Genomic DNA, 15,867 nt, shown 5'->3' with positions numbered 1-15,867 from the left:
TCGGCATGGGTCGGGCATCGGCGCTCCGCTCAGGCGAGACGTTGGGGTCGGAGATCGGGTGAGAGGGTGCGGCGCCAGTCGGGCAGCAACTCGTCGATGAGCGCCTCGGTCTCCGGGGCCATCCCGCCGCCGTACGGGTGGGAGGCCGAGCGGCGCACGAGGCCGTCGACGACCGCCCGCAGCCGGACCGGCTCCCCGGTGGCGTGCGAGGCGCGGAGCAGGTCGCGCCACAACCCCTCGTCGTCGGCCGCGAGCAGCAACCCGGCACGGGCCGCCGCCACCGCGCCGTAGGGGTCGTCGCGCCGCAGCCTGATCTCGCACAGTCCGTGCGCCGCGTCCGCCACCCAGGCCGTCACGTCGTACTCCAGCGGGTCGGCCGCCAGCCAGGCGTACCGGTCCGGCGGCCTGCCGCTCAGCAGCGGCCCGCGGACCAGCCGCAACGCGCGGTTCAGCAGGTCCTCCTCGACCTCGCCGGAGGAGGACGTCCCGGCCCATTCGCTCGCCTGCCGTACGAGGTCCTGGAACAACCGCCAGTCCGTACGGATCTCCGGCCCGAGCCGCAACCGCCCGGACCGGTCGGCGAAGAGGTGGGGACGCCCCTCGGAGTCGCGGCCGAGCCATTCGGCGACCCGGGCGATGGTGGCGTCACGGACCGCGGTCTGCACGCCGCGCGGCCACAGCACCCCGGCGAGGACGACCGGATGCACGCCTTCGGGATGCGCGGCGAGATAGACGACGAGTTCGTGGGCGAGGGCCGCCCGCCCCTCTTCGAGGGGGTTCACCGGGCTGATCTCGATCGGGCCGAGGACGCGCACCTCGATGGCCGGGGGCTCCTCGCTGAGCCGCTCCGTCACGGGGGTGAGCGGCTCGCTCTCCTGCCGCAGCGCGGTCCGGAACAGGCCGACCACCGCGTCGTAGTGCCGGCGCGGCAGCAGGTGTGCCTCGATGTCCAGGCCCAGGGCGTCGACGCGGGTCCGTCCGTCGTCGGCGACGTCCCACTTCCAGGTGGCGTGCGGCACCTCGCCCGCGATCACGAAGCCGCTCGCCGTACGGGTGCCCTTGCCGAGCAGCGCCAGCCGGCGTGCCTCGTCCTCGTCGGGCCGGATGGCCGACAGCAGATAGTGGGGGGTGTACGCGGGATCGGCCACCCGGCTGTGCACGCGGCCGGTCAGCACGTCGCCGTCGTGCCGGCCGCGCTCCTCGAACTCGGGCAGCACCTCGGCCAGGCTGCCCGCCGTCCTGATTCTGTCGGGCGCGAGCAGGGCGAGTTCCTCGCCGAACCCGACGAGCGTGAGGCGCATGTCGTCGGACCAGCGGTTGGTGGCGAGTTCAACGGCGAGCGCGGACAGGGCGGCGACGGTGTGCGCGCCGGTGATCGCGATGATCCCGTGGGCGGCCTCCAGGTCGACCAGGACCCGGCCGCCCTGACCGGTGCCGAGCGAGACCAGTCCGGGGTAGGGCGCGGGCACCCCGGCGAGCGCGTGCTCGTCGATGCGCCGCCCCTCGTGGGCCGGGAGCCGCCAGACCTGCCCGCCGTCGCAGGCCTCCCACGGCTCGGGCGCGTGCTGCTCGGCCGGATGGATCCACAGGTCGAGACCCCGGCTGGACAGATGCACGGCGTAGATCGTGGGCGGCCGCCTGCCGGAGTCGGCCAGCAGCCGGCCGAGCAGCCGCAGGCCGATGTCGAGCATCCGGCTGCCGGGGGCGTCGGCGCCGAGGCGGATCGCGACCTCGGCCTCGGCGGCGTCTCCGCGTGGCCGCGCGATCCGCCGTCCGAACGCCCTGCGCCACAGCTGCTCGCGCCGTTTGCGGCCGAGCAGGGCCAGCAGTCCGGCCGCCGCCAGCGACGACGCCGCGAGGTAGTCGGCGAGCACCGGCCCGCCCTGCCGCCCGTTCTCGTCGGCCCCGCTTCCGTCGGGGTCACCGGCCGCCGCGACGGGCGCTCCGTGGCCATCGGCCGTCGCGCCGGGCGCGGAGGCGGACGGGGACGGGGACGGGGAGCCGGTGGCGTGGTGGCCGGGCGCCGTGCCCTCGGCGGCGGGCCGGCTGCTCCCCGGGGGCTGCCCCTCGTCCCGCGCGGACCCCGTGCCGGGCTGCTCGGAGGCGTGATCACCCGGGTCCCCGGCCGGTTGGCCGGTGGGGCGCGCCTCCCCCACGGCGGCCGGTTGAGCGGTGGTGGTCGTGATCGGCCGGGGCGTCCGCGGCGCCTCGCCCGTCGCGTGCGCGTCCGGCGTGCCGGCCTTGCCCGTGGCGTGGGCGTCGGGGGCGCCGGCCTTGCCCGTGGCGTGGGCGTCGGGGGCGCCGGCCTTGCCCGTGGCGTGGGCGTCCGGCGTGGCGGTACGGCCGCTGTGTCCCGGCTGCTGCGCCGCGGAGGGGTCCTGCGGCATCGCGGGCGGCGGCAGCACGACCCCCGGCTTACCCGGCTGAGGGGTCACCCTGCCGGGTTCGTGCCGTGCGTCGCCCTGATGCTGAGCGGTCCCCTCCGGCCGCGGGCTGGCGGGCCCGGCCGTCGGCGGGGTGTGCCGCGCGTTCCCGACCGGCCCGGCCGGGGTGTCTCCCGAGCCCTGGTCGGGCAGAGTCGTGTCCCTTTCCCCACCGGCCGAGCCACCGGCCGAGCCGCCGGCTGAGCCACTGTGGGCACCCGTTCCGGCCGAGGCACGCGGATCGGGCGTGGCGTGCGGACGCTCGTGGGCGCCGCCGGGCGAGCCGGCCGTGGAGTGAGGGGTCGGGCGGGGATGCGCGCGGACGTCGCCGCCCTTGGCGTCCGCTCCCCCGGAGCCGCCGCCGTAACGGGTGGTGCCGTCGAGTTCGGCGGGGGCGTTCCGGTGTTCCTTGAGGATCTCCGGCCGGTCCTCGTCGACGGGCACGACGTGGACGTTCCTGGCGTCGTCCGGCATGTCGAGCACCCATCCGGGGCGGATGAGGTCGGCCATGTGGAGACGGCTGCCGTCGGGCTGCTCCTTGTGCTGGTTCAGCTGATAGATCTCCGGGTAGCGGCGCCCGTCGCCCAGGCACTTGTCCGCGATCTCCCAGAGGCTCTCGTGGTGACGCCCGTGCGGGGGCTGGACCACGTAGACCTTCTTGACCTCCCTGGCGTGCAGGGCCGGCCGCTCCGCTTCGGTCTGGGGCACCGGCGCGGACAACACGGCGGCGACCGTCTGCGGCTTGATCACGACGGGCGCGCCCGCGCGGGCGATGGGCACCACCGCGGCGGTCGCCGTGAACAGCAGCAGGACGGCGCCGACAAGGCGGTTCGCGAGCGCCTGGGTGCCACCCGACAACGGCACCCGGGCCGGCATCCCGACCCGGCGCAGCCCCGCGTACACCTCGACGACCACGCACAGGAACAACTGCAGCCAGGCCAGCCACACCAGGAGGATCAGGATCGCGATGATCGTTTCGGGGCCGACGTGGTCGGTGAACAGGTCCAGGTTCAGCAGATCGCCGCTGATCGGCGGCCCGGCCAACCGGAGCAGCGCGTACGGCACGCCGCCCACCAGGGCGACGAGCGCGATGAACGCCCCGATGCCGGCGAACACGTCCTTCGCCCCGCGCCTGGGCCGCGGCCGCACCGACCGGTCGTCGCGCCAGTGCTCCGGCGCGCGCTGAGGCGCCAGCACGGACGGCATGCCCTCGGGACGCGGTCGCGGCCCCCGGCCGGGGTCCTGACGGGTGGAGTCGTGGGCGGAGTGCCGGCCCTGCGGCGTGGACCTGTCCGTCATTCCTCCCCCGGATCCGGTGCGGCCGTGGCCTCCGCCTCCATGTCGGAGCCGGCGAAGCCGAGCGCGGACAGGAAGAAGGCGTTCCAGTGGACCGCCACCCCCACTGTCACGTCCGCCTGGCCACCACCCACCGTGCAGTCGGTCATGCGTACGCCCTCGGCGTCGCGGTCCGTCGCGATCTCCTCGGCCCGGCCGCACACCGCGCCCTCGTCGGCGAGCAGGCGCACCTGGCCGGAGGCTCGAAGGGTCTCGACGTCGATCTGGTCGGCGGCGGCGCGGGCGGCCTGCTCGGCGATGTCGGCCGCCTTCAGCCGGGCGTTGATGGCCGCCCCACCGTCCACGAGCAACCCGGCCAGCAGGAACACCGCCCCCGAGAAAAGGACCACGAACACCGACATGGAGCCCCGCTCCGCCGCTCTCCGCCGTACGGCCCGGCGGGCGCACGCGCTCGGCCACCCCGGCCGCGAGGCGGCGGCGGCCGGTTGTGGGGTGAGGCGGGCGAGAGAGATCATTTCTGCACCCTCCGGAACTGCTCCAGCGGCACGACCGAGGTGCCCGACATCCGCTTGGCCGCGCCGAAGCCGAGGATCGCCAGATCGAGCTCGCAGGTCACGGTGGCGCGGACGACCGCGAGATCCTCGTCGGTGCTCATCTTCCACTCGGTGCCGGACATGTCGACCTGCGGCGAGCATTCGCCGGAAAGGGCCGATTCGGCGGCCTCCTTGGCGGCCGACTCTGCCTCCGACAGCGTGCGCTGCACCGAGGCGGCCCGCGCGGCGTCACGCGCGGCCCCGTTCACCTCTCCCTGCGCCTCCACGATCCGGCCCGCCGCGACCAGGAACGTCAGGAACAGCAGGAAGAGCGGGGCGAGCATGACCGTCTCGACCGTCATCGAGCCGCGCTCTCCTTTCCTGACGAAGCGGGAGTCCAGGGCAGACCGGGGAGCCGGGTCGCGACTGGGATCCGGGGCGGAGCGGGGGGTCATTCGCACCCCTCCGAGCCGTCGTCCGGGCGGAAGCACTCGACGGGCCCGCCGAAGCGCGAGGTGATGTGGATGGCCATTTCGGGCAGCAGCGGCACCACGAGTACGGCGTCGCCGGTGACCTCGATGCCCCGCTGGTCGCCCTGCTCCCACGCCTTCGCCTCGGCGTCGCGCAGCAGTTGCGGGCCGATCGCCTGCACGATCTGCCGGGCCTTGCCCTCCGCCGCGTCCTGCCAGCCGTCGGAGGAGCCCGCCGCCCTGGCGACCCGCGCGCCCTCCCGGGCGGCGGCGTCGGCGACCTGACGGCCGTGGAACCAGAGCGCGACCTGGACGATCAGGAACACGATCGCCAGCACGATCGGCATCAGGATGGCGAGTTCGATCACCGCCGCGCCCCGCTCACCCCGCCGCTCACCCCGCCGCTCGCCGCCCTTCTCGCCACGCCGCCGTCGCACGGAGCCGCCCGGCCCTTCGGCGCCTGGTCCGTGCGGCTCGGCGGCATGTGGCCGGGGACGGGAGCCGCGAGGTCCGCGGCCGCGTCCGCCCTGCACCCTTGTCATCCTCCGCCGCCGCCGCCACCGCCGCCACCGCCGCCACCGCCGAAGCCGTTTTCGATGTCGGCCTGCCGCCCTTCGACCAGTGTCCTGATCAGCGCGGCCAGGCCGAACGCGACGCCGGCGATGATGGCGGTGATGATCACCCATTCGACCGCCGAGGCTCCCCTGGACGGAGCGGTCCTGGCGCGGTCGAGCCGTACGTTAAGCACGGCGACCAGATAGTGAAACCAGAGCATCAGGCCCCCAACATCTTCATGGCTGCCGGAAAGGTAAGGAAAATCACGAAACCCGCGCACAGCAGGAGCTGGGCGACGAGCATCGACTGGGACCGCTCGCCCGCCTTGCCCTCGACCTCCGCGAGCTCGCGGCGGCGCAGGGTGGCGGCCCGTGCGGTGAGTGACGAGCGCACCTTGGCGCCGTCGTCGGCGACCAGCCCGAGGGCGGCCGAGAGGTCTCGCAGCTCGTCGACGTTGATCTCGTCGCCGAGCTGGCCGAGTGCCTGCCACGGGGTGATGCCGACGATCCGGGCGTTCGCCAGCGCCTCGCGGATGCGCTCCATGGCCCAGTTCGCGCCGGGGGCGGGCCCGGCCGCGTTCCCGGCGCCACTCCCGGTGCCGGTCGAGGCGCCGTTCAGGGTCCCGTTGAGCGCGCCGGGCGCGGCGGCGGGGCTGCCGACGGAGACGGCCATCATCAGCGCCTCCGGGACGCCCCGGCCGCCTGCGAGGTTCATCGCCACGAGGTCGAGGAAGGCCCCCACGGCGTGCCGGAAGTCCCCGCGCCGTTCGGCGGCGTCCCGCTTGAGCTGCAGGTCGGGCAGCAGGAAGAAGACCACGCTGACGACCAGGGCCGACCACAGTGGCACCTGCAGCGAGCCCCCCCACCCCATCAGCGCGAGCCAGCCGACCAGCAGCGGAAACGCCAGCAGGCCGGAGACCCCCAGCAGCAGCTTCGTCGCCAGGAAGCCCTCGAACGACCTGCCGAGCAGCGCGAGGTCGGCCTTGGTCGAGCGCACCTCCCAGCCGCGGCTCTCGTAGAAACGGGCGAGCCGGACGCCGAGCGTACGGCGGAACTCGCTGACGTCCTCCTCCGCGGCGATCAGGGGAGCCCGTGGCACGCTCGTGCCGTCGCGGGCCTGGTCGAGCGCGGCGAGCCGGGCGAGCAGGCCGGGCCGGGCCGGGAACAGCGCGCGCAGCAGCAGGAAGATCCCGAGCCCGAGCACCACCCCGGCGAGCACGGTGTTGATCACGGCGTCCTCCCTTCTGCCGCGAGACCGCCGGCGGTTCCTCCGGCGGGGGCCGGCCGCGCCGGGGGGCGGGTCTGCGGCTGAGAGACCTCGGCCCGCGGATGCGGGGCGAGGATCCGGGCGGGCTTGTCGAAGTGGGCGAGCCGCCGCATCCACGCGAAGCCCGCGCCGAACAGGCCGGCCACGACGACCAGCACGGCCTGGCCCAGCACGGAGTTGTACTCCTCCACGTAGGACCGGTTGAACACGACGAGCGCGCCGGCGAAGACGAGGGCGGTGCCGACGACGATCTGCACGCTCTTGCGGGTGGACCTGCGCTCGGCCTCCACCCGGCGGCGCATGTCGAGCTCCTCGCGGGCGGAGACGGCCAGGGCCGACAGCACGTCGCGCAGGCCCGGCCCGCGCAGCCGGGAATTGAGGATCAGCGCCGCCACGACGAGGTCGGCGGAGGTGTCGTCCAGCTCGTCGGCGAAGATCCGCAACGCGTCCGAGAGCGGCATTCTCATGTGCAGGCGGTCGACCAACGCCCGCAGGTGGGGTTGCAGCGTCGGGGCCGCGGCCCGGATCGACGACGGGATGGCCTGCTCCAGGCCCGCGGCGCCGGCGATCGTGTCCCGTAGCGACTCGGTCCAGGCCGCGAGGCCCTCCAGCCGCCGCATCGCGGTCCGCTCCTCGGCCGCGCCGCCGGTCAGCCCGCGCCACGCGATGACCAGCAGTACGGCGCCTCCCGCGATGACCGGCCACCCCGTCACCACCAGGACCAGCACCCCCGTGATCAGGGCCACCGCCATCCTGGTGGACAGCGTGCGCAGCAGCGCCGCCCGTTTCGCCCTGCCGTCGGGGGCGGCGGGCCGGGGACGCACGCCGTACACGGCCAGGGCGAGCAGGAAGATCCCGCCGCCGGCCATCGCGCCGGGCAGCAGCACCAGCGGGTCGAGCAGGTCCGGGGGCACGGGCAGCAGGCCGCTCATCGCCACGCTCCCATCGCCGGGTCGTAGCCGTGGGCGGCCAGTTCGTCCGCGCAGGAGATCGGGGCGTGCGGCACCACGTAGCCGCCCGACGTCGCGAACACCTCCGAGGACAGCACCCGCCCGTCGCAGCCCGTGACCTCGCGCACGCTGGACACGTAGCGGCGCAGTGTGCCGCCCCGGTGGTAGTCGTTGCGCTTCTCGATGAACACCACGAAGTCGATGGCCCCGGAGATGAGCATGTGGGTGGCCTCGATGGGCAGCCGCTCCACGGCCTGCAGCGCGTAGGTCGCGATGCGGTTGAACACCTCCATGCTGGAGTTGGCGTGGATCGTCGACAGCGACCCGTCGTTGCCCTGGGTCATCGCGTTCAGCATCGTGACGATCTCGTCGCCCAGCACCTCGCCCACGATCACCCGGGAGGGGTTCATGCGCAGCGAGCGGCGCACCAGCTCGGCCATCGTGATCTCTCCCTGCCCCTCGGAGTTGGGCAGGCGGTGCTCGAAGGCCACCACGTTCGGGTGCAACTCGGGAAACTGGTCCAGCCCCAGCTCAAGGGCGCGTTCCACGGTGATGAGCCGCTCGGTCGGCGGGATCTCGTTGGCCAGCGCCCGCAGCAGTGTCGTCTTCCCGGCGTTCGTCGACCCGGCGAGCATGATGTTCTTGCGCGCCGCGACCGCGGCCGTGAGGAACCTGCCCACCTCGGGGGTGAGCGTGCCGTTCCCGACGAGGTCGGAGAGGAAGACCTTGCCGAGGCGGGAGCGGCGGATCGACAGCGCGGGCCGCACGGTGACGTCCATGACCGCCGAGAGCCGCGAGCCGTCCGGCAGGCGCAGGTCGAGCTGCGGGTTCGCGGTGTCGAAGGGCCGCGACGACAGGCCCGAGTACGCCGCGAGGATCTGGATCAGCTCGACCAGCTCCTCGTCCGACTCCGCGACGGGGTCGTGCATGAGCTCCTGGCCGTCGGCGTAGCTGACGAACACCCGGTCGCATCCGTTGATGTCGATGTTCTCGACCTCGGGGTCGTCCAGCAGCGGCTGGAGGCGGCCGACGCCGAAGAGGGCGGCGTGGATGCCCGCCGCGAGCCCCTCCTCCTCCTCGGCGGTCGGCGGTGTGCGCCCCACGCCGATCTCGCCGCGCGCGAACTCCTCCAGCACCTGGGCGATCAGCGCCCGGGCGAACTGCCGTTCGTCCTCCCCCGACATCGGCGGCAGGCCGCTCGCCTGGTCGAGCCGCCGCTGGTGCGCCAGCCGGTCGCCGACCTCCTGCCGGAACCGCTTCACCAGGCCGTGGTCCACGGTCCGCCCCTGGGCGCTCATGACCGCACCTCCGGGGCCCGCCGCGTGGCCCGGCCGCCCGGCTGCCGCCGCGCCGCCGGCGACTCCTCGCCGCCGCCCGCGAGGTGCGTGGCGAGGCGGGTGGCCAGCTCCCGCGCCGTACGGATCAGCAGGCTGCGGTCGAGCTTGCCGCCCCACTGGCCGCGCAGCAGTTCCGCGCCCTTCGGGTCGTGCGCCAGGCCGCCGACGAAGGCGACGTCCCAGCCGGACACGATGCGCCGGATCTCCTCCAGCGAGGTGCGGTACGACCGGGGGTCGGCGATGACGACGACACCGGCCTTGCGGCCGAGCAGCGACAGCCGTTCACGCAGGTGGGCGACGTGGTCGAGGTTGGCCCGCGTGAACAGCACCACCAGGTCGGCCTCGGCCATGAGGTCGTTGATCGGGGCGTGCAGCCCGAGGCGGCCGCAGTCGGCGAGCACGTCGGCCTGCGGCAGGGCGGCGAACGCCCGGCCGAGCGGCCCCCACAGCCAGGTGAGGCCCGCCGCCTGCTCGCCGCTGGTCAGCCCGGCCAGCACGTCGAGGCCGCCGACGAGCTTCTGCGTGTGCTCGTACACGAGATCGGTGTGGAGCCCGCGCCGCGCGACCGCGCCGAGGCTGAGCAGGCCGCGGCCGGGGTTGAGAACGCTCCCGTCGGCCCCGGGCAGGCGGTAGGCGAGGTCGCCGCCGGACGGATCACACTCGGCGAGCAGCACCGGGCGGGGCCACACCGCGCCGAGGGCCGTCGCCGCGGTGGTCACTCCGGGCGCCCCCTTGTCGGCAGCGAGCACGATCAGCGCCACGTCACTTGACCCCCGGAAGCGAGATGAGCGCGATCTCCCCGCTGGAGGCGTACTGCGCGATCGTCGGCGCGACCGTGGTGTCGACGACGATCGTGACCAGCCCACCGCCGGACCGTCCGGTGGAGATGTTCACCACGCGGGCGGCGGTCGTCAGCACCTTCTGCGGGATGGTCGCGGAGCCGCGACCGGCCGTGGGCACGTAGACCACCTGGACGATCTCGCTCCACCTCAGGTCGGTGGGCATCTGCCCCGCCTTGAGCGAGAGGCCGACCTTGGCCTTGGCCGGGCCGACCTGGTCGGTCGATTTCGCGGTCATCTGCTGGGTGAGCAGCGTGCCCGGCAGGAGCGTCACCGCGGCGTACGTCTTGGCCACCTCTTCCTTGTAGCGGTAGGCGACGTAGTCGATGCCGGTGTCGGCGATCTGCACCTCTCTCAGGGCCGATGCCGGGATGAGCTGTCCGGCGCCCACCTGCTGGGTGACCTGCACGGCCGAGACGCGGTCGCCGCTGCGCATCACCAGGAGGGTGGTGGCCAGCGCGCCGCCCAGGATGAGGAGGACGGCGAGCGCGGCGAGGGCGGGCTTGCGCTCCCTCGGCGGGACGGGCAGCTTGCGGGAGGCCGGCCCGGACAGGCCGGGCCGGGCGGCCGCGCGGGCGTCCTGCGACGGCTTCTCGCTGATCCTCATGGGCGGGGGACCCCCAGGATGACGGCGCCCCTTCTGTTTTCGGGCCGCTTGATTGTAATTACGGTCTTACCGGTGCTCCGAATTCACTCCATTATGGCCAGCTACCGCCGCCATAAGTGGCGCGAAGTGGCGACCCATGCTTATCCGTTAGGAATACGCCTGTCAACGGGAGTCGATCTATCGCCATATCGACACAAGGCTTTACTATCCCGACATTTCATGATAGTAACTGACCACTTCTTCCCCACTTGTCACATCCTTCACAGGCGCATCTCGCGAAGCGCGGCCGGGGTCGTGCCGGGCATGTCTCCCGGTCCGTCACACGTCGCCTGATGACAGGCGCTTTTACCTATTCCGGGAAACGCCCAGATGAGCGGCCTGTGCGCGGCTACGGTGTCCCGCGGGAGAACAGCCGGACGCGGGGCGGCACCGGAGCGGACCTCGGCGAAGATCTTCACTGGAACGCCCCGGGATGAAACGCTTTCCGGAGTTCTCCGCCGCACCACCGCCGTCTGGGAGTCTGCGCATGCGGGTTACGCTCACCGTGGTCACCGAGCACGGCCACCGCGACGTGCTGGTCGAGGGAGACGGGACCGCCACGGTCGCCGCCCTCACCGGCGCTCTCACCGCCACGCTGGAGGGCGCGTCCGCCCGGCCCGCCAACGTCGTACGGCTCCCGCGCGCCCGCGCGCCGTACGACATGGACCGGGACCGGCCCGCCGTGCCCGCCCCCGGTCAGGAGACGCGGCTCTGGGTGGACGGCCGGCCGCTCGACCCCGACGCGGTCGTGTTCGGCCTGCTGCGAGACGGCGACCTCGTGGCCCTGGACGGCCACGCCGCGGCCGCCACGGTGACCGAGGAGCCCGGCGGCCCGGCGGAGGTGCGCGTGGTGGGCGGGCCCGGCGCGGGGGTGGTCCACCGGATCGGGCTCGGCGCGCACACCGTCGGCGCCGACCCCGCCTGCGCGATCTCGGTGCCCGATCCGAGGATGCCGCCGGTCGCGCTGGTCGTCCGGCTCGCCCTGGGAACGGCCACCGTGGAGCCCGCCGGACCCGCTCCCGACAGACCGGCGCCCGCCGGCGAACCGGTCGCCCGGCTGGACGGCGAGCCGGTCACCGAGGCGGTCGAGTGGCCCGCGGGCGGCATGCTCTCCTGCGGCGGCTCCGTGCTGTCTCTGGGCCCGGTGCGGCCCCCGGACGCCCACCTCGACGCGCTGCCGGACGGCGGCCTCGCCTACAACCGGCCCCCGCGCCTGCAGCGGCCCGAGCGGCAGCGGCGGTTCACCGTCCCGGCCGAGCCGAAGCGCGGCGAGGGCATGCGGCTGCAGCTGCTGGCCGCGATACTGCCGGCCGTCCTCGGCGTGGTCATGGCCCTCGTCACCCACACGTGGTACTACCTGCTGATCGCGTTCATGACGCCGCTCATCATGATCGGCCAGTGGGTGAGCGACCGCAGGCACGGCAGGAAGAAGCACCGCCAGGCGGTCAAGGCGTACCGCGAGCGGACGGCCGCCTTCGAGGCGGAGGTGGCCCGCGCGGTGCGGCAGGACGAGGAGGCCCGCCGCCAGGGCGCCCCCGACCCCGCCGAGGTGCTGCTCACCGCGACCGGGCCCCGCCGCCGCCTCTGGGAGCGCCGGGTGCACGACCAGGACGCGCTGCGGCTGCGGATAGGGCTGGCCGACCTGACCGCCGACCTGGAGTTCGAACCGGAGACCGGCACTCCCCCCGACGCGGCCCGGCGGGAGCCGCCGGTCTGCCACGACGTGCCGGTCGCGCTCGTCATGCGCCGCCTCGGCGTCGCGGGCCTGACCGGGCCGCGGGAGGTGGCCCTCGGCTGCGCCCGGTGGCTCGTCGGCCAGGCCGCCGCCCTGCACAGCCCGCGCGACCTCGCCGTCGTGGTGCTGTCGGCCAACGCCGACGGCGGCGAGCAGTGGGGCTGGGTCCGCTGGCTGCCGCACTGCGCCCCGGACGCCGCCCGCGGGGGCGCCCTGTCGTCCGACTGCGCCGCGCTCGTCGGCGCCGACCCCGAGGCCGCCGCCCGACGCGTCGCCGAGCTCGCGGCCCTGGTCGCCGAACGGCTCGACACCGAGAACGGCTCCGGCCCCTACCCCGGGGCGCCGCGCGGCGCCCGCCTGTCGGGCGGCCCGGCGGGCTGGGACGACCTGGGGCGCGGCGGGAACCGGCCCGCCGAGCCGGCCTTCACGACCTACGACGAGCGGCCGTTCGACGTGCTCGTCGTGCTCGACGGCGCGCAGGTGCTGCGCGGCCTGCCCGGCATGCCGCAGGTGCTGCGGCAGGGCCCCCGGGCGGGGGTCTACACGATCGCGATCGACGACGACGAGCGGCTGCTGCCCGAGGAGTGCGCGACGGTCGTGTCCTGCGACGCCGCGGGCGGCGTACGGCTCCACGGCGGCGGCCTCGACCCGATCACGGGCATCCGCGCCGACCGGGTCTCGCCGTCCTGGGCCGAGCGCCTGGCCCGCGCGCTCGCCCCGCTGCGCGACGTCAGCCGCGAGGACCCGTCGGCCGCCCTGCCCGACGCGGTCCGCCTGCTGGACCTGCTGGACGTCTCGCCCGACCCCGCCGCCCTCGCGGAACGGCAGGGCCGCACGACCCGGGCCCTGATCGGCGTGGGGCCGGAGGGGCCGTTCGAGGTGGACCTGAGCAGGGACGGCCCGCACGCCCTGGTCGCGGGCACGACCGGCGCCGGCAAGTCGGAGCTGCTGCAGACCCTGATCTGCTCGCTCGCGGTGGTCAACCGGCCCGACGAGATGACGTTCGTGCTGATCGACTACAAGGGCGGGGCCGCCTTCAAGGAGTGCGTACGGCTCCCGCACACGGTCGGCATGGTGAGCGACCTCGACGGCCACCTGACCCAGCGGGCCCTGTCGTCGCTGGCCGCCGAGATCCGGCGCAGGGAGCGCCTGCTGCTCGACGCGGGGGCCAAGGACATCGAGGACTACCAGCGGTCGCGCGGGGCCACCTGGGTCCTCGGCACCGGCGGCGTCCGGCGGGCGCGCGGCGGCGGGATCTTCGCCGCGCCGGTGCCGGAGAGCGCGGGGAACAACAGGGACCTGCCGCCGCTGCCCCGGCTCGTCCTGATCATCGACGAGTTCGCCGCGCTGGTGGCGGAGCTGCCCGACTTCGTGGACGGCCTGGTCGACATCGCCCGCCGGGGCCGCTCCCTCGGCATCCACCTGATCCTCGCCACCCAGCGGCCGGGCGGCGTGGTCACCGCCGACATCCAGGCCAACACCTCGCTCAGGATCGCGCTGCGGGTGACCGACGCCCGCGAGTCCGGCGACGTCATCGACGTGCCGGACGCCGCGCACATCTCGCGGGCGACGCCGGGCCGCTGTTACGTGCGGGCGGGCTCGTCCACGCCGGTCGCCGTGCAGACGGCGAGGATCGGCGGGCGGACCCCCCATGCCCGGGTCCGCGGCAACGGGACGGCCGACGGCGGCGCCGAGGACCTGCGGGTGCTCGACCTGCCCTGGCCCGCGCTCGGCCGTCCGCTGCCCGCCCCGCCCGCCCAGGCGGGGAGCGGCAGCGACCTGGCCCTGCTCGTCGACGCGCTGCTGGAGGCCGGGAACGGGCTGCCCCGCCAGCCCAGCCCCTGGCTGCCGCCCCTCCCGGACCGGGTCGTCCTCGACGTCGAGGCCGCGGCCGCGGGGCGGTCCGGGTCTGAGCGGTCCGGGTCTGGGCGGTCCGGGAGCGACCCGCTCGACGGCGGGGCGCTGACGGCGGCGCCGCCGTACCGGCCGGGGATCGAGGAGGTGCCGCCGCTGCCGTACGGCGTGACGGACCTGCCCTGGCGGCAGGACCGGCGGGCGCTCACGCTCGACCCGCGCCACGGCGGCCACCTGCTGATCGCGGGCGGCGCGCGCAGTGGCAGGTCCAGCGCGCTGCGGACGATCGCGGGGTCGATCGCGGCCGGCGCCTCCCCCGAGGACGTGCACGTCCACGCCGTCGACTGCGGGTCGGGCGCGCTGCTGCCGCTCGTCGCGCTGCCGCACTGCGGCGCCGTGGTCACCCGCGACCAGATGGACCGGGTGGAGCGCCTGCTGACCCGGCTGCGCGCGGAGGTCGGGCGCCGTCAGCACCTGCTGGCCGAGGCGGGGTACGCCTCGCTCGCCGAGGCGCGGGGCGCCGCCAGGTCCCGGGCCGGCACCAGGCCGCCGGCGGCCCGGGACCGTTCAGGCGTGGGGGCGCTGCCCTGGATGGTGCTGCTGCTGGACCGCTGGGAGGGATACGTCGCGGCCTTCGAGAACTACGACTACGGGCGACTGGTCGACGCGATGCTGCAACTGCTGCGGGAGGGACCGGCCGTGGGGCTGCGCGCCGTCGTCACCTCCGACCGGTCGGGCCTGATCGGGCAGATCTCCACCGTCTTCGACGACCGGCTGGTGCTCCGGCTCGCCGATCCCGCCGACTACGGGCTCGCCGGGCTGCCCGTACGCAACCTGCCGACCTCCATGCCGCCGGGCCGGGCCCTGTCGGTCGGCGACCACGGCCTGGTGGAGAGCCAGTTCGCGCTGCTGGGCGACGACCCCTCCGGGCCCGCGCAGGTGGCGGTCCTGCAGGATCTCGCCCGTACGGCCGCGACCAGGTTCGGGGGCACGACCGAGGGCGCGACCGGCGGCGGGACGGGCGCTGCGGGGGACGGCGGGGAGGCGGCCCGCGCCTGGGCCTGGCCGTCGGAGCCCCCGCTGCGGGTGGACGCGCTGCCGATGCGGATAACGGCGGAACAGACGATGGACCTGGCTCCGGCGTTCGAACCGCCGTCGGCGCTGTGGGCGCTGCTCGGCGCGGGCGGCGACGCGCTCACGCCGCTGGGCGTGGACCTGCAGGGCCAGGGCCCGGCGGCGGTGATCGCCGGGCCGCCCCGATCGGGCCGGTCGTCCACGCTGGTCACGGCGGCGCGCTCGCTGCTCGGCCGGGGCACGCCGGTGCTCGTCGTGACCCCGCGCCGCAGCCCGCTGCGCGACCTCGCCGGGGTGTCCGGAGTGCTCGCCGTCCTGGACGGCAACGCCAGGAGCGTGACCGGGGGCGGCGCCGACGAGTTCGGCGGCCTGCCCGGCGCGCTCGATCCGCTGGCCCTGGTCTCCGGGCACGAGCGTTACGTGGTGGTCGTGGACGACGCGGAACTGATCTCCCCCGACTCGCCGCTCGGGCTGGCCCTGGACGAGATCCTGCGGACCGGCCGGGACGGCGAGCACGGCCTGCTCGTCGCGGGGACCACCGGCGACCTCGCGACGGCCTACCGGGGCTTCGCGGCCGAGGCGCGGAAGGGCCGGACCGGCCTGCTGCTCAACGTGCAGAGCCCCGCCGACGGGGACCTGTTCACTGTACGGCTGCCGCGTGGCGCCGTGGGCGGGCCTCCCGGGCGGGGGCTGCTGGTCATCTCGGGCACCGCCACCCCGATCCAGGCGGCCGTCCCCCAGTGACCGGGTGACCGGGTGTTGAGCCGGGTGACCCGGTGACCCGGTGACCGGGTGACCTGACCGGGTGACCGGGTGACCTGACCGGGTGACCGGGTGACCTGACCGGGTGACCGGGTGACACAGCGCCGGACGCCGCATGGGCGGCGTC

11 protein-coding genes are annotated in these 15,867 nt (G+C 74.9%); 1 reads left to right on the top strand and 10 read right to left on the bottom strand.

Annotation, left to right across the window (positions count from 1 at the left end; genetic code table 11):
- Window positions 1–29: 29 nt before the first annotated feature.
- The 10 genes from OG344_RS14895 to OG344_RS14850 all read right to left on the bottom strand — a co-directional run bounded on the left by OG344_RS14895 (window position 30) and on the right by OG344_RS14850 (window position 10,276).
- A complete protein-coding gene (locus OG344_RS14895) occupies window positions 30–3,722 on the bottom strand; it encodes a hypothetical protein (protein ID WP_405088719.1) in 3,693 nt (1,230 codons plus the stop codon).
- Window positions 3,719–4,234, bottom strand: coding sequence for a pilus assembly protein TadG-related protein (locus tag OG344_RS14890; protein ID WP_405088718.1), 516 nt, complete (start codon window positions 4,232–4,234; stop codon window positions 3,719–3,721). The genes OG344_RS14895 and OG344_RS14890 overlap by 4 nt, the downstream gene beginning before the upstream one ends.
- Entirely contained in the window at window positions 4,231–4,614 is a 384-nt protein-coding gene (locus OG344_RS14885) for a TadE/TadG family type IV pilus assembly protein (RefSeq protein WP_405088717.1), read from the bottom strand. The genes OG344_RS14890 and OG344_RS14885 overlap by 4 nt, the downstream gene beginning before the upstream one ends.
- Before the next feature lie 89 nt (window positions 4,615–4,703).
- The gene (locus OG344_RS14880) at window positions 4,704–5,159 is read right to left on the bottom strand and encodes a TadE/TadG family type IV pilus assembly protein (protein WP_405088716.1); all 456 of its coding nucleotides are present in this window, start codon (window positions 5,157–5,159) and stop codon (window positions 4,704–4,706) included.
- 101 nt (window positions 5,160–5,260) lie between these two features.
- Window positions 5,261–5,497 carry a hypothetical protein gene (locus OG344_RS14875; RefSeq protein WP_405088715.1) on the bottom strand — a complete coding sequence of 79 codons (237 nt, stop codon included), beginning with the start codon at window positions 5,495–5,497 and terminating at the stop codon, window positions 5,261–5,263.
- Window positions 5,497–6,507, bottom strand: a complete 1,011-nt coding sequence (locus OG344_RS14870; RefSeq protein WP_405088714.1) for a type II secretion system F family protein — start codon at window positions 6,505–6,507, stop codon at window positions 5,497–5,499. The genes OG344_RS14875 and OG344_RS14870 overlap by 1 nt, the downstream gene beginning before the upstream one ends.
- Entirely contained in the window at window positions 6,504–7,475 is a 972-nt protein-coding gene (locus OG344_RS14865) for a type II secretion system F family protein (RefSeq protein WP_405088713.1), read from the bottom strand. Before OG344_RS14865 ends, OG344_RS14870 begins: the two co-directional genes overlap by 4 nt.
- Window positions 7,472–8,791 carry an ATPase, T2SS/T4P/T4SS family gene (locus OG344_RS14860; RefSeq protein ID WP_327043854.1) on the bottom strand — a complete coding sequence of 440 codons (1,320 nt, stop codon included), beginning with the start codon at window positions 8,789–8,791 and terminating at the stop codon, window positions 7,472–7,474. The genes OG344_RS14865 and OG344_RS14860 overlap by 4 nt, the downstream gene beginning before the upstream one ends.
- Window positions 8,788–9,591, bottom strand: a complete 804-nt coding sequence (locus OG344_RS14855) for a hypothetical protein (RefSeq protein ID WP_327043853.1) — start codon at window positions 9,589–9,591, stop codon at window positions 8,788–8,790. The genes OG344_RS14860 and OG344_RS14855 overlap by 4 nt, the downstream gene beginning before the upstream one ends.
- A gap of 1 nt (window position 9,592) precedes the next feature.
- Window positions 9,593–10,276: a hypothetical protein gene (locus tag OG344_RS14850; protein WP_405088712.1), complete on the bottom strand. Its 684-nt coding sequence runs from the start codon at window positions 10,274–10,276 to the stop codon at window positions 9,593–9,595.
- 526 nt (window positions 10,277–10,802) lie between these two features.
- Between OG344_RS14850 and OG344_RS14845 the strand changes: the two genes are divergently transcribed.
- Complete coding sequence (locus OG344_RS14845) at window positions 10,803–15,722, top strand: FtsK/SpoIIIE domain-containing protein (protein WP_405088711.1); 4,920 nt, start codon at window positions 10,803–10,805, stop codon at window positions 15,720–15,722.
- Window positions 15,723–15,867: the final 145 nt, after the last annotated feature.

Origin of the sequence: Microbispora sp. NBC_01389, assembly GCF_045040095.1 — a bacterium.
Lineage (GTDB): Bacteria > Actinomycetota > Actinomycetes > Streptosporangiales > Streptosporangiaceae > Microbispora.
The sequence above is the reverse complement of the archived record's forward strand: the minus strand, read 5'-3'. Positions and strand labels throughout refer to the sequence as shown.

Excerpts from the sequence above, each read along its gene's own strand:
- OG344_RS14895 (WP_405088719.1), bottom strand. The coding sequence starts at position 3,722 with ATGACGGACAGGTCCACGCCGCAGGGCCGGCACTCCGCCCACGACTCC.
- OG344_RS14890 (WP_405088718.1), bottom strand. The coding sequence starts at position 4,234 with ATGATCTCTCTCGCCCGCCTCACCCCACAACCGGCCGCCGCCGCCTCG.
- OG344_RS14875 (WP_405088715.1), bottom strand. The coding sequence starts at position 5,497 with ATGCTCTGGTTTCACTATCTGGTCGCCGTGCTTAACGTACGGCTCGAC.
- OG344_RS14850 (WP_405088712.1), bottom strand. The coding sequence starts at position 10,276 with ATGAGGATCAGCGAGAAGCCGTCGCAGGACGCCCGCGCGGCCGCCCGG.
- OG344_RS14885 (WP_405088717.1), bottom strand. The coding sequence starts at position 4,614 with ATGACGGTCGAGACGGTCATGCTCGCCCCGCTCTTCCTGCTGTTCCTG.
- OG344_RS14865 (WP_405088713.1), bottom strand. The coding sequence starts at position 7,475 with ATGAGCGGCCTGCTGCCCGTGCCCCCGGACCTGCTCGACCCGCTGGTG.
- OG344_RS14860 (WP_327043854.1), bottom strand. The coding sequence starts at position 8,791 with ATGAGCGCCCAGGGGCGGACCGTGGACCACGGCCTGGTGAAGCGGTTC.
- OG344_RS14845 (WP_405088711.1), top strand. The coding sequence starts at position 10,803 with ATGCGGGTTACGCTCACCGTGGTCACCGAGCACGGCCACCGCGACGTG.